27 protein-coding genes are annotated in these 24,658 nt (G+C 59.7%); 7 read left to right on the top strand and 20 right to left on the bottom strand.

From position 1 onward, the window contains the following. The first annotated feature begins 108 nt into the window (after positions 1–108). Both R2A130_RS12860 and R2A130_RS17690 read left to right on the top strand, forming a co-directional pair. Complete coding sequence (locus R2A130_RS12860; RefSeq protein ID WP_009464936.1) at positions 109–822, top strand: response regulator; 714 nt, start codon at positions 109–111, stop codon at positions 820–822. Continuing rightward, complete coding sequence (locus R2A130_RS17690; protein WP_009464935.1) at positions 819–2,162, top strand: ATP-binding protein; 1,344 nt, start codon at positions 819–821, stop codon at positions 2,160–2,162. The genes R2A130_RS12860 and R2A130_RS17690 overlap by 4 nt, the downstream gene beginning before the upstream one ends. Here the strand turns inward: R2A130_RS17690 and R2A130_RS12850 are convergent. Genes R2A130_RS12850 through R2A130_RS12830 form a run of 5 tightly spaced genes read right to left on the bottom strand, consistent with a single transcriptional unit; the run spans position 2,159 to position 8,376 of the window. Next, the gene (locus R2A130_RS12850; protein ID WP_009464934.1) at positions 2,159–3,481 is read right to left on the bottom strand and encodes an FAD-binding oxidoreductase; all 1,323 of its coding nucleotides are present in this window, start codon (positions 3,479–3,481) and stop codon (positions 2,159–2,161) included. The genes R2A130_RS17690 and R2A130_RS12850 overlap by 4 nt on opposite strands. Then, on the bottom strand, positions 3,478–4,614 hold the full coding sequence (locus tag R2A130_RS12845; protein ID WP_009464933.1) for a Gfo/Idh/MocA family protein: 1,137 nt from the start codon (positions 4,612–4,614) through the stop codon (positions 3,478–3,480). The genes R2A130_RS12850 and R2A130_RS12845 overlap by 4 nt, the downstream gene beginning before the upstream one ends. 9 nt (positions 4,615–4,623) lie before the next feature. Continuing rightward, positions 4,624–5,985 (bottom strand): L-fucose/L-arabinose isomerase family protein, encoded by a 1,362-nt coding sequence (locus R2A130_RS12840; RefSeq protein WP_009464932.1) that lies wholly within the window; start codon positions 5,983–5,985, stop codon positions 4,624–4,626. After that, complete coding sequence (locus R2A130_RS12835; protein ID WP_009464931.1) at positions 5,985–7,013, bottom strand: tagatose 1,6-diphosphate aldolase; 1,029 nt, start codon at positions 7,011–7,013, stop codon at positions 5,985–5,987. The genes R2A130_RS12840 and R2A130_RS12835 overlap by 1 nt, the downstream gene beginning before the upstream one ends. A 19-nt stretch (positions 7,014–7,032) precedes the next feature. Next, entirely contained in the window at positions 7,033–8,376 is a 1,344-nt protein-coding gene (locus tag R2A130_RS12830; RefSeq protein WP_009464930.1) for a cytochrome-c peroxidase, read from the bottom strand. Positions 8,377–8,445: 69 nt separating this feature from the next. Here R2A130_RS12830 and R2A130_RS12825 point away from each other — a divergent pair, with 69 nt between their 5' ends. Continuing rightward, positions 8,446–8,979, top strand: a complete 534-nt coding sequence (locus R2A130_RS12825) for a tetratricopeptide repeat protein (RefSeq protein WP_009464929.1) — start codon at positions 8,446–8,448, stop codon at positions 8,977–8,979. Between the two features lie 19 nt (positions 8,980–8,998). Next, positions 8,999–9,910 carry a GGDEF domain-containing protein gene (locus R2A130_RS19095; protein WP_083804314.1) on the top strand — a complete coding sequence of 304 codons (912 nt, stop codon included), beginning with the start codon at positions 8,999–9,001 and terminating at the stop codon, positions 9,908–9,910. A 67-nt stretch (positions 9,911–9,977) separates the two neighbouring features. Here the strand turns inward: R2A130_RS19095 and dctP are convergent, their stop codons facing one another. The 3 genes from dctP to R2A130_RS12805 all read right to left on the bottom strand — a co-directional run bounded on the left by dctP (position 9,978) and on the right by R2A130_RS12805 (position 13,234). Next, entirely contained in the window at positions 9,978–11,039 is a 1,062-nt protein-coding gene (dctP, locus tag R2A130_RS12815) for a TRAP transporter substrate-binding protein DctP (protein WP_009464927.1), read from the bottom strand. Between the two features lie 90 nt (positions 11,040–11,129). Further along, positions 11,130–12,614: a TRAP transporter large permease gene (locus R2A130_RS12810; protein WP_009464926.1), complete on the bottom strand. Its 1,485-nt coding sequence runs from the start codon at positions 12,612–12,614 to the stop codon at positions 11,130–11,132. Next, positions 12,614–13,234 carry a TRAP transporter small permease gene (locus R2A130_RS12805; protein ID WP_009464925.1) on the bottom strand — a complete coding sequence of 207 codons (621 nt, stop codon included), beginning with the start codon at positions 13,232–13,234 and terminating at the stop codon, positions 12,614–12,616. Before R2A130_RS12805 ends, R2A130_RS12810 begins: the two co-directional genes overlap by 1 nt. A gap of 201 nt (positions 13,235–13,435) precedes the next feature. Here R2A130_RS12805 and R2A130_RS12800 point away from each other — a divergent pair, with 201 nt between their 5' ends. Beyond that, positions 13,436–13,813, top strand: coding sequence for a rhodanese-like domain-containing protein (locus tag R2A130_RS12800; protein WP_040305999.1), 378 nt, complete (start codon positions 13,436–13,438; stop codon positions 13,811–13,813). Positions 13,814–13,890: 77 nt separating this feature from the next. Here R2A130_RS12800 and deoC read toward each other — a convergent pair whose 3' ends face one another. The 12 genes from deoC to R2A130_RS12740 are packed head-to-tail and all read right to left on the bottom strand — an operon-like array spanning position 13,891 to position 23,004. Continuing rightward, positions 13,891–14,649 carry a deoxyribose-phosphate aldolase gene (gene deoC / locus R2A130_RS12795; protein ID WP_009464923.1) on the bottom strand — a complete coding sequence of 253 codons (759 nt, stop codon included), beginning with the start codon at positions 14,647–14,649 and terminating at the stop codon, positions 13,891–13,893. Continuing rightward, a complete protein-coding gene (locus R2A130_RS12790; protein WP_009464922.1) occupies positions 14,646–15,437 on the bottom strand; it encodes a purine-nucleoside phosphorylase in 792 nt (263 codons plus the stop codon). Before R2A130_RS12790 ends, deoC begins: the two co-directional genes overlap by 4 nt. Before the next feature lie 2 nt (positions 15,438–15,439). Beyond that, positions 15,440–15,826: a cytidine deaminase gene (gene cdd / locus R2A130_RS12785; RefSeq protein ID WP_009464921.1), complete on the bottom strand. Its 387-nt coding sequence runs from the start codon at positions 15,824–15,826 to the stop codon at positions 15,440–15,442. 2 nt (positions 15,827–15,828) lie between these two features. Beyond that, complete coding sequence (locus R2A130_RS12780) at positions 15,829–16,791, bottom strand: ABC transporter permease (protein WP_009464920.1); 963 nt, start codon at positions 16,789–16,791, stop codon at positions 15,829–15,831. Between the two features lie 56 nt (positions 16,792–16,847). Then, the gene (locus tag R2A130_RS12775) at positions 16,848–17,198 is read right to left on the bottom strand and encodes a DUF1428 domain-containing protein (RefSeq protein ID WP_009464919.1); all 351 of its coding nucleotides are present in this window, start codon (positions 17,196–17,198) and stop codon (positions 16,848–16,850) included. 22 nt (positions 17,199–17,220) lie between these two features. Next, the gene (locus R2A130_RS12770) at positions 17,221–18,333 is read right to left on the bottom strand and encodes an ABC transporter permease (RefSeq protein WP_009464918.1); all 1,113 of its coding nucleotides are present in this window, start codon (positions 18,331–18,333) and stop codon (positions 17,221–17,223) included. Beyond that, positions 18,330–19,229, bottom strand: a complete 900-nt coding sequence (locus R2A130_RS12765) for a hypothetical protein (RefSeq protein WP_009464917.1) — start codon at positions 19,227–19,229, stop codon at positions 18,330–18,332. The genes R2A130_RS12770 and R2A130_RS12765 overlap by 4 nt, the downstream gene beginning before the upstream one ends. Positions 19,230–19,268: 39 nt before the next feature. Further along, the gene (locus R2A130_RS12760; RefSeq protein ID WP_009464916.1) at positions 19,269–19,856 is read right to left on the bottom strand and encodes a cysteine hydrolase family protein; all 588 of its coding nucleotides are present in this window, start codon (positions 19,854–19,856) and stop codon (positions 19,269–19,271) included. Next, positions 19,853–20,305 carry a VOC family protein gene (locus tag R2A130_RS12755; protein ID WP_009464915.1) on the bottom strand — a complete coding sequence of 151 codons (453 nt, stop codon included), beginning with the start codon at positions 20,303–20,305 and terminating at the stop codon, positions 19,853–19,855. Before R2A130_RS12755 ends, R2A130_RS12760 begins: the two co-directional genes overlap by 4 nt. Before the next feature lie 9 nt (positions 20,306–20,314). Further along, the gene (locus tag R2A130_RS12750; protein ID WP_009464914.1) at positions 20,315–21,232 is read right to left on the bottom strand and encodes an SDR family oxidoreductase; all 918 of its coding nucleotides are present in this window, start codon (positions 21,230–21,232) and stop codon (positions 20,315–20,317) included. A 10-nt stretch (positions 21,233–21,242) separates the two neighbouring features. Further along, positions 21,243–22,310, bottom strand: coding sequence for a tRNA epoxyqueuosine(34) reductase QueG (gene queG, locus R2A130_RS12745; RefSeq protein WP_009464913.1), 1,068 nt, complete (start codon positions 22,308–22,310; stop codon positions 21,243–21,245). A gap of 10 nt (positions 22,311–22,320) precedes the next feature. Then, a complete protein-coding gene (locus tag R2A130_RS12740) occupies positions 22,321–23,004 on the bottom strand; it encodes a glutathione S-transferase family protein (RefSeq protein WP_040305956.1) in 684 nt (227 codons plus the stop codon). 77 nt (positions 23,005–23,081) lie between these two features. On the opposite strand from R2A130_RS12740, the gene R2A130_RS12735 reads away from it, so the two are divergent. Both R2A130_RS12735 and R2A130_RS18705 read left to right on the top strand, forming a co-directional pair. Further along, positions 23,082–23,981 carry an undecaprenyl-diphosphate phosphatase gene (locus R2A130_RS12735; RefSeq protein ID WP_009464911.1) on the top strand — a complete coding sequence of 300 codons (900 nt, stop codon included), beginning with the start codon at positions 23,082–23,084 and terminating at the stop codon, positions 23,979–23,981. A 164-nt stretch (positions 23,982–24,145) separates the two neighbouring features. Then, complete coding sequence (locus R2A130_RS18705) at positions 24,146–24,544, top strand: hypothetical protein (protein WP_009464910.1); 399 nt, start codon at positions 24,146–24,148, stop codon at positions 24,542–24,544. Positions 24,545–24,658 lie beyond the last annotated feature (114 nt).

Genomic DNA, 24,658 nt, shown 5'->3' with positions numbered 1-24,658 from the left:
GGGTGGGGTTTGTGATACATCTTGCGACAATTGCCGTGTTCGGTAGCTCTTCGTGCGGTGAAAATGACAGGCTAGAACTGCCGCACAGCAATAAAGACAGGCCGACCCATGGGTGAACCACATATTCTGATCGTCGATGATGCCCGCGATATTCGCGAGCCACTGTCGCAATATCTGCGCAAGCACACATTCCGCACCAGCCTTGCAGCAGATGCCGCGCAGGCGCGGGCTGCCGTAGAACAGGGCGCTGTGGATCTCGTGGTGCTCGACATCATGATGCCCGGCGAAGACGGCCTGTCCGTCTGCCGGTGGTTGTCGGATCGTGGAGGCCCGCCGGTCATTCTGCTCACCGCAATGGCGGATGATGCCGACCGCGTCATCGGGCTGGAACTGGGGGCGGATGATTACGTCGTCAAACCCTTCAACCCTCGCGAACTGCTGGCCCGCATCCGTGCTGTGCTGCGCCGCGCGCCGCCAGCACCCGCCAAGGTGGAAGGCGGCGCACGCAGTTTCGGCCCGTGGACGCACCGCCCGGACACCGCGCAGCTGGCCCACGAAGACGGCTCGAAGCTCGCACTGACCTCTGCTGAAAACCGCCTGCTTGGTGTCTTCCTCGACAACCCGCGTACGGTGTTGTCCCGCGACCGCTTGCTGGACGTTACCGCCGGACGTGAGGCCAAGGCCTATGATCGCGCCATCGACAACCAGGTCTCCCGCCTGCGCCGTAAAATCGAAGTCGATCCGAAAAAACCGACGCTGCTGATGACAGAATGGGGCGGTGGGTACCGTCTCGCAGCCAACGTTGAAACGGCTGGCGCATGACGCAGCCTTCCCGCCCGAAAAGATTTCGCATCGGTTGGCCGCGTTCCATGGCGGCGCAGCTCATGCTGCTTCTCGCCGCCGCGCTCATTCTCGCCAACATCGTGACAATGATTGTTCTTGGCTTCGAGCGCGGCCGTGCTCTGCAAGATGTCCAACGCGATGCCAAGCTGGCCCGTGTTGCCGATCTTGTGGCTACGCTGCAAAAAGTGGACCGTCCGCAACGCGAAGCCATCGTTCGCGAAGGGCGCAACAAAGGGCTTCGCCTGCGCCTTGCAGAGCGGCCTATCTGGGCGCGCCGCCGCGTTTCCGAAATCGATCTTCCACCGAGAGAACGCGCCCTTGCGGAACGTTTCGCCAGCATCGCCGGTGTAACGCTGCGCGATATTCGCGCCCGTCCGCGTGGGCCACGACAGTTCAATTTGGCCATTCGTTTGAATGACGGGCAATGGCTCAACGTCCGCCTCACCCGTCCGCCCGGTGCTGGCACAGGCGTTGCGGTGTTGGCAGCCTTGATCCTGTCATTGCTCGCCGTGTTGCTGGCCGCGTTCCTGTTCGTGCGCCGTATCGTGCGTCCTCTCAACGCCCTCACCACCGCGATGGAAGGAGCTGGCGCTGGAGACCGCGAAGTTCGTGCGCCGGTGGCAGGAACCTTGGAAACGCGAACGGCCGCCACGACCTTCAACGCCATGCAGGACTCCATCGCGGCTTTCGAAGCAGAGCGCGCCCGCACGGCTGCCGCCATCGGCCACGACCTGCGAACCCCGATCACCAGCCTACGCATCCGTGCCGAAATGCTGGACGACGACGCCCTGCGCGACCCGATGATTTCCACGCTGGACGACATGCGCGTGATGGCCGATGGCCTGCTGGGTTGGGGGCGCAGCGGTGGCGAGCGTGAAGACAGCGTCGATGTAGATCTGACCGCCCTCGTGCGCGATCTTGCTACGAGCAATGGCAATGCATCGGCGGTGTCGATTCAGCTCGATGACATCACCGTTCGCGGCCGCCCCGTGGCGTTGCGGCGCGCGATCGGCAATCTCGTGGACAATGCGTTGCGCCACGGCGGCAGTGCTGAGGTTGTTGTTGCTCAAGACAACAATCGTGCGGTCGTTTCCGTTTCCGACAATGGCCCCGGCCTGCCGGACGACATGCTGGAGGCGGTGTTCGAACCCTTCATACGTGGCGACGTTGCCCGCTCACCGCAAGAAGCGGGCGAAGATGGCGGCACAGGTCTCGGCCTGTCCATCGCTCGCACAATCGTGCGCGCACACGGCGGAACGCTGGTGTTGGAAAATCGTGAAAGTGGCGGATTGATCGCCCGCATTGAACTTCCGCTTTAACCGCGACGGTCCCGCTCGATCTGCCGTGTTTCCAAACGGTCGACCACATGGTTCCACCACGGACTGGCCAGCTGCAGGAACCACGGCTTGCCGCCGCGGTGGTAAAACCGGCTTTCCAATCGCGTGCGGGCATATGCGGTTTCACCTTCGGGATCGCCCAGCGCACGCAACGCAATTTTGCGTCCGAGCCATGGGGAAAGTGCCACGCCATTGCCACAATAGCCGTAGGCGAAATGCGCTCCTTCATGTTCGCCAACGTGAGGGATACGGGCAAAGGTGAAGCCGGTGCTGCCCTGCCAGCAATGGGTGATGCGCCACGCCTCCGCCTCCGGCCAGATGTCCGCCATTGTATCGTGCAGCCGCCTTGCAGCACGTGCCGCGTCAGTGGGCACCATCGAAGCGCGCCCCCCGAACAAGATGCGTTTGCCGTCCGGTGACGGGCGGAAATAGCTGTGGCGGGCGCGGCTTTCCACCATCATGTGCAGCCCCGGCGCGACACGGCGCACTACGTCTTCACCCAGTTCTTCAGTGGCCACCATGAAACTGGTGAGCGGAAAGATACGCCGTGCCAGATGGCGGGAAACGGAGGGCGTGGTATAGCCGTTGGTGGCGATGACGAGGCGCTTGGCGGTGAGCTTGCCTTTGATGGTCGCCAGTTCGAAACCGGTCGCCGTGCGCGTGATGTTCGTCACGGCGCAAGGCGCGCAAACGGCCGCTCCAGCGTCCATCGCCTTTTGCAACAAACCGCCATGAGCTTTGGCCGGCTGGATGCTGCCATGGTCGGGGTAGAGCAGCCCACCATGATAAATGTCCGATGCGATATGCTGCGGCAGTGCATCGCGTTCCACTATTTCCACCTGCCCCGCGTCAATGCCGTTCAATATTTTCGCGCGGTCCTTTTGCGCTGCAAAATGCGCTCGCGAGTTGGCCAGTTGAATGCGCCCGCTTTCGCGGAAGCCTGCATCGAAGCCGCTGTTCTCGTAGAGATCGCGGCTAAAGGCGTAAGCCTCCATCCCCTCGTGGGCCAGCGAGTAGCCGGTCTCTTCGCCGTAGGTTTTCAGCTCTTCCACGAAGCCGGGGCGGTGGGGCGCACCGATCATTCCGGCATTGCGGGTGGATGCGCCATGACCAGGCAGTTGCGCGTCCAGCACCGTTACCTGCGCGCCACGCTCGGCGGCGGTCAGTGCTGCGGACAATCCGGTGAAGCCTGCGCCGATGATGGCGAGTTCGGTTGTTTGCGGCAAGTCACGGTCAGTGGCAGGCGGGGTGGACGCATCCTCCCACCACCACGGGTTGGTGTTGAGCGGAAGGTTCTTCACAGATGCACGGACTCGCCGGTGCGGGCGGAACGTTCCGCCGCCTCACCCACCCGCAGTGACCACAAGCCATCATCCAGGGAGACGTCCGGTTTGCCGGAACCTTTCCTTACAAGATCGCAGAACGCCTTGTGCTGGTAGAAAGTCGAGCCGTGATGATCGCCCGCTAAGAGCAGCGTGGTGTCCACTGGAATTGGACGTTCGGTCTCACGCTTCGTCGCGCGATCTGACACCACCAGTTTCGCCTCGTGGGGTCGGCCATCGGGGTCGAAGCGCGCGGGGCCGGGAATGAAGGCTTCCACCCGCGCCTTGGGGCCGGTGACGGCAAGTTGTTCCTGCCAGCGCGAGCCTTCGGCGAACATGCAAAGGTCCAACATGCCCCGTGCGCCGTTATCGAAATCGACGATCACATAAGCGTTGTCGATGATGTCCGGCATCTTGCCATCGTAGCGTTCATCAAGGTGGTTCGCATCCATGGCAGCAGAGGCGAACACGCGAACGGGGTCGGCTTGGAGAACCAGCCGCATGAGATCCCAATAGTGACAGCATTTTTCCACCAAGGTGCCGCCGGTGCGCTGTGAGAAACGGTTCCAGTCGCCGACCTTTTCCAAAAACGGAAAGCGGTGTTCGCGGATGGCCATCATGCGCGGCGCACCCGTGACGCCCTCACGCACGGCTTCAAGCAGCGCCTGCACGGGGGGCATGTAGCGGTATTCCATGGCGACCCAGACCGAGTCCTCGCGGCCATCGGCCAACTCGATAATCTCTCGGGTGTGCTCGACTGTGGTGCAAATGGGCTTCTCGCAAAGCACGGGTTTGCCGTCGGCGAACACGCGTTCGAGAATAGCGCGGTGGGTGTCGTTGGGCGCGGCAATCAGATGAACATCGTAGCTGTCGCCAGCCACGAGATAGGCGTCGAGCGAGGCGAAGCCCCGCACGTTTTCAGCAGCGCCCGATTGCAGTTTGCCGAACAACACGCCTTCGCTCGGGCCTTCCGCGGCCAGACACGACAGGCGCAACTGTTCGGCGTCCGGCTCGCAGATCGCTGATACCGTTGCACCTTCGAGCAGGGCGATGTTGGCGATGTGCTCGCGGCCCATCATGCCGCAACCGATGATGCCGTATCGAATCGTCATGCCGCTATCCTAAGCAAGCCGCGTGACGCCAAGACCCAGCGTTTTCGCAGCAGCCTCCAGCGCATCGGCGTGGTCGCCGTAAGCGAGCGCCATGTGGTGTTCTAATCCGCAACCGATCATGGACGGCAGCACATCGGTGATTGGCTTGTCGAAACGCACGACACCTGATGTGCCGGTATAGGCCATGGGCCGTTCCAGCATTTCGCCGGACGCCAGCACCATCGATGTTTCACCAAACGCCTGGCTGATGCGGACGAAGGTCACGCGACCCGGCTTCAGCGCGAATTGCGCCAGCAGCGGCATCTTGCGGTTGGTGTGTATGGTGGCGGATGGCGGGGTCTCTTCCGCCGCCATGGACAGCGGCGCCTGCCCGCAATGCCACACGACGCCGGTGTCGTCGGCCTCGTCCATGTCCACGATGTCGGTGAGAAAGACAGGCGCTTCGGCCACTTTCTGCAACAACAGTTGTGTCACCGCGCCATAGACGTCGGCCTCGCAGGCACACGGCACGCGGGCTTCGCCAAGTAGCGAAACCGGGCCACAAACCGCGCCGCCATATTCGGTGAACGTCTCCGGCCAGCAGCGGATGGCGAAGGCGTCGTAGCCGTTCTCTTCGCGCAAGCTGTCGAGTGCGAGTTTCAGGCGCAGCGATTTGTCGAGCTCGCCAGCATCCACATCGTCCATGCCACCAATGGCGTAACGTGCCGTTTCATCCAGCGCGGCAACCTCGTGGGCGGGCTGTTCTTTGGCGCGGGAAAACAGGTCGTCGAGTTCCAACGCGTCAACTTTCACGCCAGCCAGCCCGGACAGTGCGTCATCGTCATAGGCGCAGGTGTCGAAGCCGTCGGGATGTGCGCCGATGCGGGCGATGCGACGGCCTTCCAGCGGACTACGGCCTTCGGCTTTCGGCGCTGTGGGAGCAGCAATAGGCGCGACCCAACAGGTCTCGTCCAGCAGCGCGTCGAGATCGGCTGCGCCGCCTTCGGCATAGGCCCAGCCAAAGCGGCGGTGGTTGAGACCAAGTGCGTGGCTGGCGAGGTTCAGCCCGCAGAAAGCGTTCAGCCGCAAGCGTCCACCGGTGCGGGGTTCCGGCACGGCCCAGATCGCCATGGGCGAATCCACATTACGTGCCGCTTCCACGGTCATGGCCGCGTCAGTGAAAGTGATCTGCAGGATGAGCAAGCGGTCGGGGTTGGCGTCCGCCGCGTCGCGGATGGCAGTGAGCGTGGCTTCACCATCCAGCAACAGTTCGCGGGAGCCAATGATCTCGTGCTCGCTCGAATCCAACTGCGCCAAGACGGCGTCTAGCTTTTCGCGGGCGTAATCGACATCGAAGGTCGGGCGACCCAGCGGCAGGATGGCGATACGCATCAGGCAGAATACCCTTTGCGGAAAGACGCATCGCGGGGCGCAAATTGTGCGCCACCTTCGCCATAGACCTCATGGGTGTTCCACGCGGTTGCCTGCGCGTCGGCCATGGCGGAAATCTTCGCCATATAGTCGGCACTTTCGCCTTCCAACTCGGCGCGCATCTTGTCCCAATCGGGGTAGGCCTGAAAGGCATCTAACCAGATGGCGCGGCCAGCAAGGAAGCCGGAGGCACCGGCCTTGAAGGCGTGGTCCAAGACATTCGCAAATTCCGCCTTGCCCGCACCTGCTGACAGCATCACCCACGGGCGACCGGACAGGCGGCCCATCTCATCGAAAAGCGCCTGTACATCGGCGGAACCATCGGCATCTGCCGCGTTGACGGGGCTTTCCAGTTTGAAGACGTCGACGCCGTAATCGGGCTTGGCGAATTCTTCGACCGATTGCAGAACGTGGTCGGCCTTTTTGCCCTTCTGTTCTACGTAATCGGTGGTCTGGTTAGCGTCGCCCGCCAGCGGATAGACCAGCAGCTCGAACAGGAAGGGAATGTCGTGCTTGGCGCATTCTTCGCCGATGCGCTTGGTGTAGTCCTGCTGGGCCTGACAGTTTTTCGGGTCGGCGTCGGGACGATACCAAGCCAACACTTTGACGGCATCGCCGCCCATACGTTTGATCTTGGCGACGGACCATTCGTCGATGTCCGACGACAGGCGACCGCCGGGCGTTTCTTCGAACAGCGAGTCTTCCAGCGTGACGATCAAACCCTTGGTGGGAGACAGGGCGTCGATGGCGTGAGGGATGGCGTAATGGGGGTCCAGCAGCATGGCGGTGGATTGGTCCTGCAAAGTTTCCACCAGCAGGCGCTTGAAGCCTGCGACCTCTTCCCACGGCGCTTCCGCAGTTCCGTGATGGGCAGCGATGGGGTTCTTGATCGGCGGGCGCTGGTCCACGGCGGTCATTTTGAACAGGCCGTTTTCATCGGCCATGCGGCGCATACCCCAGAGTTTTCCGGGCGTCAGTTGAATGGTCATATCGTATCCTTTGTGCCGCTCAATCGACGGGCAATCCGCTTGGCACCCTTTTAGGCTTACCAAGACGACCTGCAAGGGCTGTCGGGTCATCAAGCGTTTTTAGGAATTCCACAAGCGCTGCAATTTCCGGGTCCGTGAGCCAAACGGGTTCGATATCGACGCTCCGTTTCAACCGCGCCATCTCGCGGGCATCGTCCCAGATCGCGAAGTCACCGGCAGTGAAGCGGGCTTGTTCCGGCAGAACGACTTGGTCGCGGTTCCAGCTTTCCAGCGCAGCGATCGGGTCGAGATGATGGCGAATAATACCATCCAACGTGGCGTAGGCACCGTTGTGACCGTAGGGGCCGGTCCTGGAAATGTTGCGGAGTGACGGCGTACGGAAGCGGTAGGCGTCGGCAAGATCATCCGTCTCTGCCATGCGACCAACGTCGCGGGCATAGGGGTCGAAGGGGCGAATGCGGCCAGGGCCGAAGGGCGGCAGGGCGAGGGCATAGAATTTCTGGTTCGTCAGCAGCGCGCCGGAGTGGCACGAGGCGCAATTGCCCTTGTCGTAGAAGATATCCGCACCTGCATTCTGCTGTGGCGTGAAAACGGTTTTGTTGCCCTTCAGCCAAGCGTCGAACGGCGCGGTGTCGGAACGCCATTCGGAGATGATGAAATCGCCGATGGCGTTGGCGATATGCACCATCGTGATGTCGCCACCCTGCACACCGAACGCGGCTTCGAACCGCTTGCGGTATTCAGGAATGGTGGACACGCGCCGCGCGATTTTCGGCCAAACATGGTCGATGCGCTCGCGGCGGGACGCGGCGATGTCGTTCTCGGCTGGGTCGCCTGCCATCTCCACCCGCGATGTGATCGGGAACATGGCCTGCGCCGCCGCGATGCTGGTCAGCCCTTTGGGAAACCATTCTTCGGCGGGGGTGTTGAAGCGGTTGCCGTAAGTGTCTTCCGCCGACAGCCGCCCGTCGTGAAACAACACGCGAAAGTCCTTGTGGCCAAGATTGAACAGCGCATTGGCGTTGCGTGGCACGCGCTTGATGGCAAGATCGCGCCCTTCGCCGAAGCGCCGTTTCGGCCCTAGCCCGATACCACCCTCGCCTACCCCCAAAGACAAACCGTCGGCAGTGGCGTGGTCATGGCTGTGGCAGGTGCCGCAGGAGATGTTGCGGTTGCCGGACAGGATTTTATCGTAGAACAGCAGTTGGCCGAGTGCAGCACTTTTCGGATCGACCTTGCGGAAGTCCCCATCAACGATTGGCGACGGCTTTACGATCTCACTCGCATGGACAGGCAGCACCAGCATCGTTGCCGTAACAACAGCGCAAACCTGCTTCCAAACTGACCGGCAAGCGTAAAACACGCAGCTCTCCCTCTTCATCCGCACGGCGCTGCTTGACAGAACCGGGCCGTCGCGGTGTCTCATGTCGCCATGATTTATGCACCCGAACGAACCAGCACTGTAGCTGCCCATCTGCGTGCGGCAAGTCTTGCAGTGGTTCTTCTTTCCGCTTGTCTGATGCCCGGACCAGCCCATGCCAATAGCGCGTTGGAAAAGGCGCGCGATCTGATGGAGGCCAGCCAATTCGAAGACGCCCGTAAGCTGATGTTGCCGCTCGCCCGCTCCGGCAATGCCGATGCCGAAGAGCTGATCGGCGTTATGTACGCACTTGGTCTTGGCGTCGAAAAAGACGACCGTCGCGCTTTTGAGTGGTATCTGCGCGCTTCGCTGAAAGGCCACCCCGGGGCGCAGTCCGGCATCGGCTGGTACTACGAAGTAGGCCGCGGCCTTCCCGCACCCGACAAAGTGCGCGCCCACATGTGGTACACGCTGTCATCCATCGGCGGCGACGTGGATGCGCCGGATTCCCTCGCTTCCATTGAGCAGCGCATGACCCGCGAGGAAATCAACCAGTCGCTCGAACTGGTAGCCGACTACAAGCCGTGGCTCTATCCGTTCCGCTAATGAGCCAACTGACTGGGTTATGGTTAAAGCAGCCTTGCTATCGGCTCCCCTATATTTAGCCTTTCAAAAACCATTTTTCTCAAAGGTTTCGGGTTCACTCTGGAGATTAATTCTTCCGGAGACCGTTCTATTGTCTACGATTATGACAGATTGGTTGGCACGCGCTAGCCGCCATAATAGTTTCGGCGTGGCGGCGGCGATTACGCTCGTTTTGATCTTGGCGGCAGAGGTCGTCGTAACACAGACGTTGGGATATTTTGATCCGCACCACATGGAGGAACACGGGTTCGCGGTTGTGCTGGCCACCGGAGGAACCACCGCCTTACTGGCATTTCCGACACTTATTATTCTAATGAAGATGACACGGCGCATCGACGCCATGCGCCGTCAGCTGGCACAGGCCGTGCAGACGGACTTTCTGACCGGTACAATGTCCCGCGCGGCCTTTATGGAAACGTTTGAACGCCGCCAGTCCAAGGCGAGAGAGCGTCGAACAGAAGGCTACAACGTTAATTGTCGCGATGCCTTGCTCGTAGTGGATGCCGACCATTTCAAATCGATAAACGATCGTTTCGGCCATTCGATCGGTGATGCCGTGCTAACCATGATGGGGCGCGTATTGCACACCTCCGTGCGCCCCGGTGACCATGTGGGCAGACTGGGCGGCGAGGAATTCGGCGTTTATCTGATCGGCTGCAGCGAACAGGATGCACTTGATGCAGCCGAGCGGCTACGCGCTGCCATCGCCGACAGCGGTCGGCATCTGAATATTGAAGGGTTGTCCGTCACCGTCAGCATCGGTGCCGTGATGTTCGAGCCCGCTTGCGAGTTCGCGCGCGTATTCGAAAAGGCCGACGAAAATCTTTACGCCGCAAAGGACGCCGGCCGTAACAAGGTCATCTTCGACGACCGCCAACCGCTGGCGGCATAAGCCTAACGGACGACAAAAAGGCCCCGACGTTTCTGTCGAGGCCTTTTGTGTTCATATCGTCAGCCGATTAGTTGATATCGGCATCCGTGGAAGCGCCGACGCTCTTTTCAGCTTCGGCCACGGCGGATGTGAGTGCGTTGAAGACTTCTTCGCCGCCTTTCACGTTGCTTTTGAACCAGTCATAGACCGGCGTTGCGGCTTCCTTGAAGGCTGCTTTTTCAGCTGGTGTTGGGACATAGAGATCACCGCCGCCTTTCACGAAGTCTTCGTAGGCCTGGATCGACTTGCGCTTTGGCGAGGCGAAAGTGGCCTGCTGCAAAGCAGCGAAGCCATCAACGACGACACGGCGCATGTCTTCCGGCATACCGGCGAACTTGTCCTGGTTCATCCACCACAGCGCGCCCATATAGGCGTGGCCGTCGAGGGTGACGTATTTCAGCCCAGCATCAGGGAATTTCATGCCCATGATGTCGGTGATGCCGTTCTTGGAACCTTCCACAACGCCCGTCTGGAACGAGGTGAACAGTTCAGGCCACGGGATCGGCGTAGGCGAAGCACCCAGCGCTTTGACCAGTTCCTGCGGCAGGTCTGCGACCACGGTGCGGATCTTCAGTCCTTCCATATCTTTAGGCATGGCGACGCGGCGTTTGGTGTTGGCGAAGTTTCTCCAGCCACCGGTGTTGCCCACCGTCATGAGGCGGATTTTGTTGTCGGAATCAGCCAGTGCCATTTTACGAACGGAGCGGGTGAATTCGGTATCCGTGAGCACTTTTTCCGCTATGCGGTCGTTGGCCATCAGGTAGGGCAGATCGAGAACCTGCACGTATGGGAAGATGCCGGCAGCACCACCAGATGTGGAGATGTAAACGTCGATGGAACCATCAGCGACGCCCTGCAGGCATTCCGCGCCCTTGGAGCAAAGCTGTGTGCCGATGAACAATTCCACGGCGATCGCGCCGTTGGAGGCTGCTTCCACGTAGTTTTTGAAGACGACGAGACCGTCATAATCTTCGTCGTTTTCGTTGGAGTTGGCGGTCGCGCGGATCGTGTAGTCGGCAGCAAATGCCACCGTCGACATTGCAACTGCTACGCCCGTGAGCGTGAGTGTTTTGAGAATTTTCGAGACCATTTGGTTCCTCCCGGTTGGTCGTTGAATGTTCGCTCACACGATTGGCCATTCAGCCTGCGATGCGTGAGCGTCGATTGTCCTATTGGAGTCTTATTGCACGAAGCCCGTCAAGCGCGGAATCGTCATGGAGATTGCCGGAACGTAGGTGATGAGAAAGATCACCATGATCTCGACAGCGAGAAATGGTAAGATGGCTTTCGAGATGGTTTCCACCTTCTCGCCACTGACCGACGACGCCACAAATAAGACCAGCCCCATTGGTGGCGTGGCGAGGCCGACGGTGAGATTGACCGACATGATGATGGCGAAATGCACGGGGTGGACGCCAAGGTCGAGAAAGATCGGTGCAAGAATCGGTCCAAGAATGATGATGGCCGGTCCCGCATCGAGGAACATGCCCACCACGAACAACAGCACGTTGATGAGAAAGAGCAGCATCAACGGATCATCCGACAGCGACAGGATCGCTGCGGCCAATGTCTCCGGAGCATGGGACAGGCTGACCACGGTTTTGAACGCGACGGCTGCACCCACGAGCAGCAACACCGTCGCAGAAGCCAGTGCCGATTTCATAAAAATACCGGGCAGATCGCCAAGCTTCATGGTGCGCAAAACGAAGAACGAAATGACCAGCGCGTAGGCAACGGCGATGGCTGAAGCTTCCGTCGGTGTGAAGACGCCCACGAGAATACCACCCATAATGATGACGGGGGTCTGAAGCGGCGCGACCGCTTTTTTCACCACCACGCGGAAGTCCGCTGAGACCTGCTTGCGCAACGCATTGACGATGAAATGGGAGATCACGAGGAAGATCGCAAAAACGATCCAGCCGCTAATGGCAGGGACCGTAACCAGCGCTTTGACGATGGCATAGACCGCATAGAGCAGACCGGCGACGTTGATGCGCAGCAGAACTTTGGAGACCCAGTCTTCAACCGGCGCTACGGTTTGCCCGCGTGTGACGATGCGTTCGGCTTTCGGCAGATCGTATCGGTCGGCCAGCAAGCGCACCATGACCATGAGGCCCACACCCACCAAAACGCCCGGCACGATACCAGCGAGGAAGAGTGCTGCGACCGACTCGCCCATGACATAGGCATAGATAATCATGATGCCGGAAGGCGGAATGATGGGGCCTATAACCGAAGACGCAGCGGTAATGGCGGCAGCGAATTTGCGGCTGTAGCCGTTCTTTACCATCGCCGGAATGAGCGTTGAACCAAGCGCCGATGTGTCAGCCACGGCCGAACCGGATAGGCCCGCAAACAGCATGGAGGACAGGATATTCACATGGGCGAGGCCGCCGCGCAGATGGCCCATTAAAGCTTGCGAGAATTCCACCAGCCGCGTGGTGATGCCGCCGCGGTTCATCAACTCGCCCGCCAGCATGAAGAAGGGCAGCGCCATCAGCGGGAAAGAATCCATCCCATTATAAACGTTGCGGTACAGCAGCGCGACGTCACGCTCCTGCCCGGCCAGCCACAGCAGCGCGCCCGGCGCGAACAGCAGAGCGAAGAAAACCGGCATGCCCAACATGAGCAAGACGAGAAAGACGGGAAGGAACCAAACCAGCATCAGTCTATCCTTGCCGCGCCACCGGCAGCTTCTATCTGGCCCGTCTCGGCCAAGAAGTCGGCAGAACCATCATCGGGAAGCTCCGCATCGGGGTCGAAGAACAGAATAATCTGGCGAAGGATCAACTCAATGTTGATGACCAGCAGCATGACGAGGCCCAGAAAAAACGCGCCGTACATATAGCGCAACTTAACTTTGATCGATTCACCGCCCACCCAATCCAACGGAATACGAAGCGAAGAGGAATCGAAGTTGCCGCCGAATCCAAATGTGTGGTTCCAGCCGAAGGAAATGGCCACGCACAACACCGCTGTTGCGGCCAGAGTCAGCACCAGCATCAGGATTTGCGCCACCCGCGTGGGCATCATCTGCGGGATCATGTCGATGGCAACGAACCCGCCCCAGCGATAGGCGCTGGGCGCGATGAGGCCCGTCATCCACAACATCAAAAAGCGTGCTGCTTCATCCGGCCAGGGCAGGGCGGAATTGAACACATAGCGGAACACAACCTGCAACAGGATCACTACCACCATCAGCGCGAGCGCGATCCAAGCCAGCTGCCGCGTGATACGCAACACCACGCTGTTGAAGCCAGCGAATATGGTCAGGATTCCCATCATGTCGTGAGGCTGGCGCAGGCAGACAGCCGCGTCAACCGGACGCAGGCTCCCGAAGAGCGCAACTACGGGCCACGACAGACATCACCATCATGTTTTCGGTGGCCCGGTTGTAGGCGCTGTCACGTAGCATTACTTCTGTGTTCCGAAATGCGCATGCAATCCGGCGCTTTGGTGCGCCGGTTTCAAACAAGGATTATCTTCATGAAACACGCAGCTGATTATCTCGAAGAGGCCAATAAGGTCGTTCCAAAATTGTCCTTCGACGAAGCCAAGGCCAAGCACGACGCAGGAACGCTGTTCATCGACGTTCGCGATTCCGGCGATGTGGCAAAGTCGGGCACGGTCAAAGGTGCTGCCCGCATTCCCCGTGGTATGATGGAATTCCGCGCCGACAGCGACATGGAAGCCTTTTACGACGAACGCCTGCAGAAGGACCAAGAGATCGTGCTAATCTGCGGTGTCGGCGGACAGGCTGCCCTGTCGGGAAAAACGCTGCACGACATGGGTTACAAACACGTGTTCAACGCCGGTGGCGTGCCTGCGTGGAAAGAAGCTGGCGGAGCTATGGAAGACGGCTAAATTTAGCTCCCAACCAAGTCAATACAGCCATCCTCGCATACGCGGGGATGGCAACCGAGTGATGGCGGCTTAAAGACCTAATACCCCTCGCCGACCTCACTCTCTTTACCATCCAACACCGCCAGCAAATCATCCAACACCCCGGATGCGCCAAAGCGGAACGTGTCTGGTGTCGCCCAGCCCTCGCCCACAATCTCATCGGCCATGGCCAAATAGGCGGCAGCGTCTCGCGTAGAGCGGATACCGCCTGCGGGCTTGAAGCCCACCGTTCTGTTGCCGTCAGCAATCACCGTCATCATCACCTGAGCAGCGTCCTTCGTGGCGTTGATCGCAACCTTGCCAGTGGAGGTCTTGATGAAATCGGCACCCTTGGAAATCGCCAGTCGCGAGGCTTCTGCAATCAAACCAGCTTCTACCAACTCGCCTGTTTCCAAGATGACTTTCAGCAAGGCCTTGCCGTTGCAAACAGCAGCGACAGCGGACACCATCATGCCCGCGCGATCGTGGTCGCCGTCAGCAAATGCGCGGTAGGGCAGCACGAGGTCGATTTCGTTAGCACCGTCTGCGATGGCTTGTGCGGTCTGCGTGACCACCGAGTCTTGCGCCTCGTTCCCGGATGGAAAATTCACCACCGTCGCGATGTTGATTTCGGCATTCTTGGCGCGAGCGTGAGCGACGAAACGGGGCCAGATGCAGATGGCCGCGACCGGCCCGTGGGGGGTGTCGGCGCGGGCAATCAAGGTGTCGATGTCGTCTGCCGTGCAGTCATCGTTGAGGTTGGTGAGGTCCACCATCGCCAGCGCGCGGGCTGCAACCGCCCTCATATCGTCGCTCATTCATCCAACCCCTTTTCAAAAGCCGTCTGCAGGATTTTCGCCAGCTTGAGACCGCCCTCCGGTGCCATGTCCTGCGTTTCCTGATGAGACAGTTCGTCCCCCGTCATACCGGCCCCGAAATTCGTGATGACGGAAAAGGCCGCACATTGCAGGCCGAGGAAGCGAGCCAGAATAACCTCCGGTACGGTGGACATGCCCACAGCATCCGCGCCCAACCGTTTCGCCATGCGAATTTCTGCCGGCGTTTCAAAGCTGGGGCCGGAGAACCACATATATACGCCACGGCGCATTTCGATGCCTGCGTCCTTGGCCGCAGCGCGGAAGCGTTTCCGCAGTGGTTTGTCATAGGCCGATGTCATGCCGACGAAACGCGCGTTGGACGGCTCGCCGATCAACGGGTTGGTGCCGGATAGATTGATGTGATCCTTGATCGACATGACCGAGCCGGGCGGCTGGTCGGCATCGAGCGAACCCGCCGCATTGGTGAGGATCAACCGCTTCACGCCGCAGGCCGCGACGGCTTCCAGCGGGCCGCGCATGGCGGCAGCGTTGCCGTGTTCGTAATAGTGCTGACGACCTTTCAAGATGAGCACGTCGTGCTTGCCGAAGCGGGCTGCAACCACCTCGCTGACATGGCCTTCGACGCCGGATTCGGCAAAGCCGTCGAGATTGCCATAGGCGTGGCGAGATACTTCTTCATAACCGGTGAGCGCATCGGCAAGGCCGGAACCCAGCACGAGCGCGGTGTCGGGGCGGAAGTCGCCCAATGCGTCTTTGAGTGTGGTCATGCTCACTCCACGATTTCAAAAGCTGCGGGCAACAGGTCGCCCAATGTCACGGTCTCGACGATGCCGTTCGCGTCGCACAGATGCACCGGCGTATCGCGCTTGCCGAACTCCATCAGCCGCTGGCGGCAACCACCACAGGGCGTGGCGCGGGTGGCTTTTTCAGCAAAGACGCAGACCTCTGCGATGTCGTGTTCGCCGTTCATCACCATGTGGGCGATGGCCGATGTTTCCGCGCACCAGCCTTCCGGCGACGACACGTTTTCGATGTTGCAGCCGGAATGGACGTGGCCTGCTTCGGTCAGGATCGCAGCTCCCACGGGATATTGCGAATATGGCGCGTGGGCGATTTTCGCAGCGGCCCTTGCGGCTTCAAAAAGTTTGTCGCGCAAGATCAGCGCTCCTTCACATAGGGCCGACCAGCAGCCTTTGGTGGAATGGCCTTGCCGATGAAACCGGCCAGCAAAATGACGGTCAAAATATAAGGCAACGCCTGCATCAATTGCACAGGCACCTGCCCGATGATCGGCAGCGCCACGCCCTGATAACGGATTTCAATCGCGCCCAAAAAGCCGAACAACAGACAGGCCCACATGGCCGCAACCGGTTTCCACTTGGCGAAGATGAGCGCGGCCAACGCGATGAAACCACGGCCTGCCGTCATGTCTTTCACGAAACCAGCCGACACACCGATGGCGAGATAAGCGCCCGCCACGCCGCACAGCGCACCACAGCAAATGACCGCACGATACCGCGCCCACGCGACGGAAATGCCTGCCGTATCGACAGCCGCCGGATTTTCACCCACCGCCCGCAACCGCAAACCAAACCGCGTGCGGAACAGCACCCACCACGTCACCGGAACCATGATGAAGGCGACGTAAGCCAACAGATTATGGCCCGATATTAGGCCGGAATAGATGGGGCCGAGCAGCGGCACGTTCTGCACAGCATCGGCAAATGGCAGGGTGATTTCGGTAAAGCGGGCGTCTTTTGGCAATTGTGGTGTGCGGCCCCCTTGCGAAAACCACGCCTGCCCCAGCAACGCGCAAAGCCCTGCCGCGATGAAGTTGATCGCAACGCCGGACACGATCTGGTTGCCGCGACTGGTGATCGAGGCGAAGCCATGGATCAGCGAGAACATCGTCGCCACGGCAATGGCCGCCAGCAGTCCAAGCCATGCAGACCCCGTCACCGCAGCAACCGCACCAGCGGCAAACGCGCCGCCCAGCATCTTGCCCTCAAGCCCGATATCGACGATGCCCGCGCGCTCCGAATACAGGCCTGCCAGACAGGCCAGCAGCAAGGGCACAGCGGAGCGGACGGTGAGGTCCAGAAGCTGGATGATGGTTTCCATTACGCGGCTCCGCTTATCATTTGTATTGCGCCGCTCCGCTTGCCGGGACCAAAATCCTAGGCCGCTTCGTCGAGAATGTTGGTGAAACCGCCGAAGATGATGCGGCTGCCGTCGAAGGGCATTGTGCCCAATTCATTCATCGCTTCCATAGCTTCGCCCCAGCCCTTATCCCGGCTTGCCTTGTCGGCCCACTCGACCGTGGAGAAAACAACGGCTTCGCCTGCTTCGCGTTTAACGGCCATGGGTAGGGACGTAACCTTTCCTTCGGACACATCGTCCTGCCAGTTTTCTGTCACGCGCTTTGCTCCGCAGCGTAGAAAAATTGCAGCCGTTTTATTTGAGAATTCGAGATATGTTTCGCGCGCCGTTTCCGGCACGGCGATAATGGCAAGATCGGTATAGGACATTCCAGATTCCTCCATTTTGTGGTTACCCCACTTCCGGTTTCGCTATCGCAGCTTTTGGCTGGCGCGCGAACAAGCGGGCGAAGGCGGGACGGAACATGTATTCCATCGCGCCTGCAAACAGGATCACCAGACCCTGAATGAGAATGATCATATCGCGGGTGATGTTGGGCATGTCGAAGGCGAGCTCCGCGCCGCCCTGATACAGCGCGCCGAACAGGATCGCGGCTGGTACGATGCCGGCAGGGTGCGAGCGACCCATCAACGCCACCGCAATGCCGACGAAACCTGCCCCTTCAACGAAATCCAGTTGCAGTCGTGTCTGGTCACCCATCACAGGATTGAGCGCCATCATGCCGGCAAGGCCGCCGGAGATCATCATGGCTATGACCACGAGACGAACCTCGCTCATGCCCGCATAGTTGGCAGCGCGGGGCGACAGGCCGAGCGTTCGCATTTCAAAGCCCAGTCGTGTGCGCCAGACCAACACCCACACGACGAACGCCATGACGAGTGCCAGCAGGAACGTAATGTTCAGCGGTGACGAGCCGACATCCACACCGAAGGGCGACATCAGCCAGTCCATCTTCGGGATCGTCACCTCGAAGTCGCGGGAACGCGGACCAAGGTTCGCGCTTTTCTGTAGCGGGCCACCGAGCAGATAAACCATCAAAGCGGACGCGATGAAATTAAACATTATCGTCGTGATGACGATGTGGCTACCGCGCGTGGCCTGCAGATATGCGGGGATGAAGGCCCACAGAGCGCCGAACAAAGCAGCGCCAATGACCGCCAAGGGAAACAGCAGATACCACGGCAGCGCGAAGTCGAGCGACAGCACAACAAGGCCGACGCCAAGTCCGCCAATATAGGCCTGCCCCTCGCCGCCGATGTTGAACAACCCGGCATGGAACGCCACGGCCACCGCCAGGCCGGTGAAGATGAATGTCGTCGCGTAGAAAAGCGTGAAGCCGATATTGTAACCGGAGCCGAAAGCGCCCTTCACCAAAAGCTGCGCCGCCTCGACAGGGCTTTCCCCCACGAACAGCACAACCAACCCGGAAATGAGGAATGCCACCGCCACATTGACCAGCGGCATAAGGCCGATATCGACCCATCTGGGCAGGGCGTTGTTCATTGGGGTGGTACCGCGTAGCCGATAGAAATCAGGAACTCCCGTAGCACATCGCCATAGGGGCGTGTCACTTCGGCGACAGGGCATTCACCCGTGGCAGAAGTTTTTTGCGGACATTCGGTCAAACCGCCGGTTGCCTTCGGGTCGTGGCGGGTAATTGCTTCTGCCAGGCCCTTTTCGCCTTCACCCTTCAACGCCATCACAGCAGCGCGGGCAGCGAGATAGGAATTCCGGCTTTCGCCCACCCATTCATCGTCGCCTTCCGGTGGTTTGGTGGTCTCCAGCCATTCGTCCATCGCGTAACGAAAAGCAGGGTCAGCGGACCGGTTCACGACTTTGCCGCCTTCAACACCCCAGATTTGCGGAGGCGCGTAAGATCCTGCGTAGGAGGTGAAGCGGTAAAGAAAATTGTTGTCGACCGACCGGATTTCAAATCGACCATCACTGTCGATATCTTGCGGGAAGTGGCGTTCCTGATCTCCGTCGAAAGCACCGACATCTACTGTGTTCCAGCCTGACGGCGTTTTGGTGGCAACGGTGATGGCGTTGCAGCAATGCGCGCCGCCGGTCCAGTTGAAGGTGACAACTTCAGGCGTGTCGTTGGCAGGGTCCATCTCGACGATTTTTGCTGTCAGGAACGTGTTGGATGCCTCGCCACCGCTTGGGTCGAAACGTAGTTGGGGCTCCCCCTTTTCCGCTACGGAAACGGAATGTTTATAGGAGTACTCACCGTTACCCTCCACCATGGTCACGATAGAAACGTCGTTTAACGATGCGGAAGACTTGCCGATCGCGTCCATGCTGATGCTCGCCTCTTGCGCGAAAGCGGGGGCGCAAGCGATCATCGCAATGGCTGAAGACAGCGTTGCAAAAGCGCGAAAATGTCTGTGCTGATCCATGTCGTTCTCCCCTTGCCTACGCGCCTACTGGCCGCATCCTCACTGCAACGTCACCCCGTCAGGCCGCGCACCATCAGCGACGCCGATGAGTTCCAGCATGGTGGTCGTGTTACTCACCTTGACGAAATCGCCGTCGAGCACCGCTGTCATCATGGAGTGAATGTCTTCGGCGCTCCACGTCTGACCATCCTTGGTTTGGTTGGAGAGCGACGCGGTGGCGTCTGCGGCGAGATAAACGAGAAAGCCGAGATTGCCGGCCATGCGCGCGGTGGTGCCGACGCAATGTTCCAGGTGAACGCCGCAGACCACGATGGTGTCGGCGTTGTGGCCTTCCAACACCTGCATCAGGTCTGTGCCGACGAAGGCGTTGGTGGTACGTTTTTCGACGACCTCTTCATGGGGCAGCGGCGCTACTTCCTTACGGAAAGCGTGGCCGGGCTTGCCGGGCGCGTAGGGGCTGTCGGGGTTCATGTCATCGTGGCGGATGTGAATGATCGGCTCACCCGCCTCACGCCATGCGGCCAGCAGGCGACCGGCATTGGCTTCAGCTTCGGGCTGACCGCGTTCACCGAGTGACGGGTCTGACCCGGCGATCTGCATGTCGATGATGATGAGGGCTGTGCTCACTTTTTAGACTCCAACTGCATACGGCTGCCTTCGTCCAACGGAGCGAAAGGGTTGTGAGCGATTTCCCACAGGTGGCCGTCCAAGTCTGCGAAATAGCCGCTATAGCCGCCCCAGAAAACCTCTTTCGGCGATTTGATTTCACTCGCCCCGACAGCGAGCGCGTGGGCGAAGAATGTGTCCACCGCTGCGCGATCCGGTAGATTGAACGCCAGTGTTACGCCGCGAAAACCTGCAGGTGTGTTCTCAACGTTTGCATCTTCAGCCAGCGCTGCGCGGCCATAGAGGCCAAGCACGATGGAATGGCCGTCGAGAAAGCTTACGCTCTCCTGGCTGAAGCTCGTGTTCTGCCAACCCAGCTTTTCGTAAAACGCGGTGGATACGGCAATATCATCGACGCCCAGCGTGATGATGGAAACGTTAGCTGTAGGCAGATCGGAAGCTTGGGTCATAGGTGACCATCACCCATGCGGGGCGTCGCGCCAAGTGTCTTGTTTATGCATTTTTGAAAGCGCCGTACGGTAATCGGGATAAGCGTATGCCATCCCCAGCACAGCCTTGGATCGGGCGTTGGAAACGCGCTTGTTCTCGCCGTAGAAACTGCGCGCCATGGGAGAGAGATCGGCTGTCTCGAAATCCAGTTCCGGCGGTGGCGGAGTTCCGAGCAATTTGTGGGCAAAGGACACCACATCCTGCGGCGGAGCGGGTTCATCATCGGTGATGTTGAAGATGCCGCCGGTGTTTTCGGTAATCGCCGCTTCTACAGCCGCGGCAATGTCGTGGTTGTGGATGCGGTTGAACACCTGATCCTTTTTGACCAATCGCCGCGAGCGGCCTTCGGCTGCGGTCTTCAATCCATTGCGGCCCGGGCCATAGATGCCGGACAGGCGCATCACTGCCACCGGCAGGTCATGCGCGGCACCAACCGTCAGCCATTCGCCTTCTGCGCGCACGCGCTGGCGGGAACGGGCGGAGGTTGGGGCAAGCGGAGCGTCTTCATCGATCCACGCGCCATCGTGATTGCCGTAAACGCCGACGGTGGACAGGTAGCCGACCCATTGCAGTTTTGGCGCAAGGATCGCGAGTGTTTCGTCTTCCAGTGCGATCAGGACAGGGTCCACAGGTGCATCGGGGTCAGTCAGGTTTTCTTCGCGCGGCGGCGCGATGGAAATGACGAGATTTGTGGTGTCTGCGAGGCGTTCGCGCAGGTCATCGGTCAGGTCCATCCCATCAAAGATAGTGGGCGCGATGCCATGGGCACGAAGTGTCTCGAAACCGTCTGCTTTGCGGGTCGTGCCCCACACATCGTGACCGGCATCGGCCAATCGCTTGCCGATGGCCTTGCCTGAAAAGCCTGCGCCGAAAATGCCGATGCTCATAGTGCCTGCCTCAATTCTTCCGCAACTCTGCCTCGGCCCAACGGGCCGCTTCTGCAACCGTCTCGTCCGCGTCCTGCGTAAGCTGTTCCACCGCGGGCAGCAATTCGGGCAGGGCAGAATTTCCGGCAGCGATACAACAATTTCGGATGAAGCGATCGCGCCCGATACGTTTGACGGGAGAACCGGAGAAACGGGTTCGGAATGCGGTATCATCCAGCGCGAGAAAACCTGCCAGATCATCATCGCGCGGTGGTTCGGGTGATGCCAGTTTCACCTCGCTCGCCGCATGGGCGAATTTGTTCCACGGGCAAACGGCAAGGCAATCGTCGCAGCCATAAATGCGATTGCCCATAGGCTTGCGGAACTCGTGGGGGATCGGGCCGTGGTGCTCGATGGTGAGGTAGGAAATACAGCGTCGCGCATCCAGCCGGTAGGGCGCCGGGAAGGCGTTGGTCGGGCAAGCGTCGTGGCAATCCATGCAAGAACCGCAATGGTCCCGCTCCAGTTTATCAACAGGCAGCGACAGGTTGGTGAACAGGCTGGCGAGGAACAGCCACGAGCCGTGGTCGCGCGATACCAGATTTGTGTGCTTGCCCTGCCAACCCAGCCCCGCCGCCTGTGCCAGCGGTTTTTCCATCACGGGGGCGGTGTCGACGAAGACTTTCACTTCGATGTCGGGAAACGTTTCGCGGTGACGGGCGGCCAGTTTCGACGCCAGCGTTTTCACTTTGCCCTTCATCACATCATGGTAATCGCGGTGACGCGCATAGACGGAGATCGCACCCCGTTCCGGTTCGTCCAACACGGTGAGCGGATCGAACTCCGGCCCGTAATTCATCGCCAGCACGATGACACTTTGCACGTCGGGCCAAAGCGCTGTGGGGCTACCGCGGCGCTCGGCGGTTTCCTCCATCCACCCCATCGTGGCGTGATGGCCGTCCTTCAACGCCCGCGCCAATCGCTCGGCGGCTTCGGGGATAGCGTCGGGGGTGGTAATGCCAATGGATTCGAAGCCGAGTTCATTGGCGTCAGCTTCAAGGTTGGCGCGCCAGTTTTTCGGCAGGTTGGGTACGGACAAGTGTACCTACCTAAAAATCCAGATCCACGTAGTGCGCCACCGGTGGAACGCCGCGCACGCGGTCTTGCAACAGGGTGCGGAAGGCGGGGCGGGATTTTATGCGGGCGTACCACTCGCGCAGTTCCTGCCGCTCTTCCCACGGCACCTCGCCCAAATAGTCCAGAGCAGAAATCGCGCTGGCCAAAGCAATGTCGGCAAACGACATGCGGTCACCCGCCATCCAGTTGCGCGTTGCGGCCAACCAACCGAGATAATCGAGGTGATATTTGATGTTCGTGCGGGCAGCCCGCAGCGCCTGGCTGTCGGGAGAGCGGTTGCCCGCATCAGCTGGGATAATACGCTTTGTCACACGTTCATTGACAATATAGCGCGTTACTTCGTTTTCGAATTTCACCAGCGCCCAATCCACCAACCGGCGCATTTCGGCGCGCTGTATCGGGTCTTCCGAATAAAGCCGCCGCTCGCGCTTCAACGCGCCTTCCGTCTCGTCAAGATATTCGGCAATAGGGCCAACACCAATGATGACGGTTTGTGCATCGACCAGCACCGGCAAAGTTGCAGCAGGATTGATGGCTAGAAATTCCGCACGGCGTTCCCACAGGTGCTCTTCCACGAGCTTTTGTTCGAGATCGTATTCCGCCAACAGCAGCCGGATGGCGCGGGACGAAGCTTGCAGGGTCGAATGATATAAAATGACACGGTTTCCTTACGCTTGGCGTTTATGCAGGAAACAGGCCACCTGTGCGCCCGTGATCCATCGCGGTTATACGGTTGGCTGCAAATTGCGGCAAGACGGGTATCGGCTTTACCGAAATGGTGAAGCCCGACGGGGAATATGAAGTTATGAGTTTCGAACAGATTTTGGTGCTCGCCATCGTGCAGGGACTAACGGAGTTTCTGCCGGTTTCTTCATCCGGTCATCTCATTCTTATTCCAGCGTTTACGGGCTGGGCAGACCAGGGCATCGTCACCGACGTGATGGTGCATGTGGGGTCGCTCGTCGCCGTTATCGTCTATTTCTGGAAAGACGTTCTCTGGCTGGGCGGCGGCATCGTCGATCTGGTGAAGGGCCGCGTGACGTTGGCCTCAAAGCTGGCCACTTACATCGGTTTTGCCACCATTCCCGCGCTGGCCTTTGGTGCTTTGCTGAAGTTTTCAGGTATCTCGGAAGCCATTCGCGGGCCGGAAGTCGTGGCATGGGGCGCCATTATCTTCGGCATATTACTCTACGTCGCAGACCGTTTTGGTCCACGCGAAAGGGTGATGGAAGAAATGAGCTTCAAGGCAGCCATGATCATCGGTTGCGCGCAGGCCGTGGCGCTCATCCCCGGCACCAGCCGCTCCGGCATTACGATTACAGCGGCCCGCTTTTTGGGTTTCCGCCGCGATGAAGCAGCCCGCTTTTCGTTCCTGCTTGGCATTCCCGCCATCACCGCAGCAGGTGCCTTCACCGCGCTGGAAGCATGGCAGCTCGGCACACCAATTTCCGGGGACGCATGGCTAGCGGCGTTCCTAACATTCTTCGCAGCACTGGCTGCCATCGCAATATTGATGGCCGTCGTGAAGCGCACCAGCTTCGCAGTTTTCGTTATCTACCGCCTCATTCTAGGCTTGGTTCTGCTGGCCATGATTTACGGCTTCGGACCGGAATGGCTGCCGGTTCTGGACTAGGAAACGAACAGGTTAACGCCTGCTAACCATAAGCTGAAACATTCTGTTCACGAGGTGATGGCACTATCGTGAGGAGTGATTCGTAAAATTTAATTCAAATGTTCACCTCCCGTTAAGGCGCGGGGGTTGATGCTTGCCTCAACGGAACCCGAGGAGAGCATGTTATGTCACCTGCACAAGCGCATTCATTGAACGAAGCCACTGCCCCAATCCCTCAGGATCTGTTCGGCCAGCTGGCCAATGCAGAACCAAAGGATGCCGTGGCCATCGCTGAAAAGCTGCCGCTGGAAAATCGCGCCAGACTTGCCGCGTTTTGTTATTCCCGCCGCCACCTGAATCATCTTGGTTTGCTCATCGCTTCTACCTGTGACCGTATGGCCCTGCGCCGCGCAATGGGTTCTGCCGGCGACGTCTGCTTCCAGCAGTCACGCAATGTGGAAAAGACCATGGCCGCAGACCGCAGCCGCCGTTCCGGCAAAGGCATCACGCTTGCTACCGCTGCCAATGTCGTGCCGCTGCGCCGCGAAATCATCGCGGATATGGATGCTGCCGAAAAAGCCTGACCAGTTCAGCCTGTCGATCAAGCCGAACACAACGTTTGAGCATGCCAAGGCGGGCAAGCCCGCCCGGCGCTAGATGCGCCGCCCCCCGCGGAGTGATTGGTGAAGCCAATCTGC

Source organism: Ahrensia sp. R2A130, assembly GCF_000179775.1.
GTDB lineage: Bacteria > Pseudomonadota > Alphaproteobacteria > Rhizobiales > Rhizobiaceae > Pseudahrensia.
This window is presented reverse-complemented; position numbering and strand designations above follow the sequence as displayed.

Excerpts from the sequence above, each read along its gene's own strand:
- R2A130_RS12845 (WP_009464933.1), bottom strand. The coding sequence starts at position 4,614 with ATGACGATTCGATACGGCATCATCGGTTGCGGCATGATGGGCCGCGAG.
- R2A130_RS19095 (WP_083804314.1), top strand. The coding sequence starts at position 8,999 with ATGGTTAAAGCAGCCTTGCTATCGGCTCCCCTATATTTAGCCTTTCAA.
- R2A130_RS12810 (WP_009464926.1), bottom strand. The coding sequence starts at position 12,614 with ATGCTGGTTTGGTTCCTTCCCGTCTTTCTCGTCTTGCTCATGTTGGGC.
- dctP (WP_009464927.1), bottom strand. The coding sequence starts at position 11,039 with ATGGTCTCGAAAATTCTCAAAACACTCACGCTCACGGGCGTAGCAGTT.
- R2A130_RS12770 (WP_009464918.1), bottom strand. The coding sequence starts at position 18,333 with ATGAACAACGCCCTGCCCAGATGGGTCGATATCGGCCTTATGCCGCTG.
- R2A130_RS12790 (WP_009464922.1), bottom strand. The coding sequence starts at position 15,437 with ATGACCACACTCAAAGACGCATTGGGCGACTTCCGCCCCGACACCGCG.
- R2A130_RS12835 (WP_009464931.1), bottom strand. The coding sequence starts at position 7,013 with ATGACCATTCAACTGACGCCCGGAAAACTCTGGGGTATGCGCCGCATG.
- R2A130_RS18705 (WP_009464910.1), top strand. The coding sequence starts at position 24,146 with ATGTCACCTGCACAAGCGCATTCATTGAACGAAGCCACTGCCCCAATC.
- R2A130_RS12840 (WP_009464932.1), bottom strand. The coding sequence starts at position 5,985 with ATGCGTATCGCCATCCTGCCGCTGGGTCGCCCGACCTTCGATGTCGAT.
- R2A130_RS12750 (WP_009464914.1), bottom strand. The coding sequence starts at position 21,232 with ATGAGCATCGGCATTTTCGGCGCAGGCTTTTCAGGCAAGGCCATCGGC.
- R2A130_RS17690 (WP_009464935.1), top strand. The coding sequence starts at position 819 with ATGACGCAGCCTTCCCGCCCGAAAAGATTTCGCATCGGTTGGCCGCGT.
- R2A130_RS12825 (WP_009464929.1), top strand. The coding sequence starts at position 8,446 with ATGATTTATGCACCCGAACGAACCAGCACTGTAGCTGCCCATCTGCGT.
- deoC (WP_009464923.1), bottom strand. The coding sequence starts at position 14,649 with ATGAGCGACGATATGAGGGCGGTTGCAGCCCGCGCGCTGGCGATGGTG.
- R2A130_RS12860 (WP_009464936.1), top strand. The coding sequence starts at position 109 with ATGGGTGAACCACATATTCTGATCGTCGATGATGCCCGCGATATTCGC.
- R2A130_RS12780 (WP_009464920.1), bottom strand. The coding sequence starts at position 16,791 with ATGGAAACCATCATCCAGCTTCTGGACCTCACCGTCCGCTCCGCTGTG.
- R2A130_RS12775 (WP_009464919.1), bottom strand. The coding sequence starts at position 17,198 with ATGTCCTATACCGATCTTGCCATTATCGCCGTGCCGGAAACGGCGCGC.
- R2A130_RS12755 (WP_009464915.1), bottom strand. The coding sequence starts at position 20,305 with ATGACCCAAGCTTCCGATCTGCCTACAGCTAACGTTTCCATCATCACG.
- R2A130_RS12765 (WP_009464917.1), bottom strand. The coding sequence starts at position 19,229 with ATGGATCAGCACAGACATTTTCGCGCTTTTGCAACGCTGTCTTCAGCC.
- R2A130_RS12800 (WP_040305999.1), top strand. The coding sequence starts at position 13,436 with ATGAAACACGCAGCTGATTATCTCGAAGAGGCCAATAAGGTCGTTCCA.
- R2A130_RS12805 (WP_009464925.1), bottom strand. The coding sequence starts at position 13,234 with ATGATGGGAATCCTGACCATATTCGCTGGCTTCAACAGCGTGGTGTTG.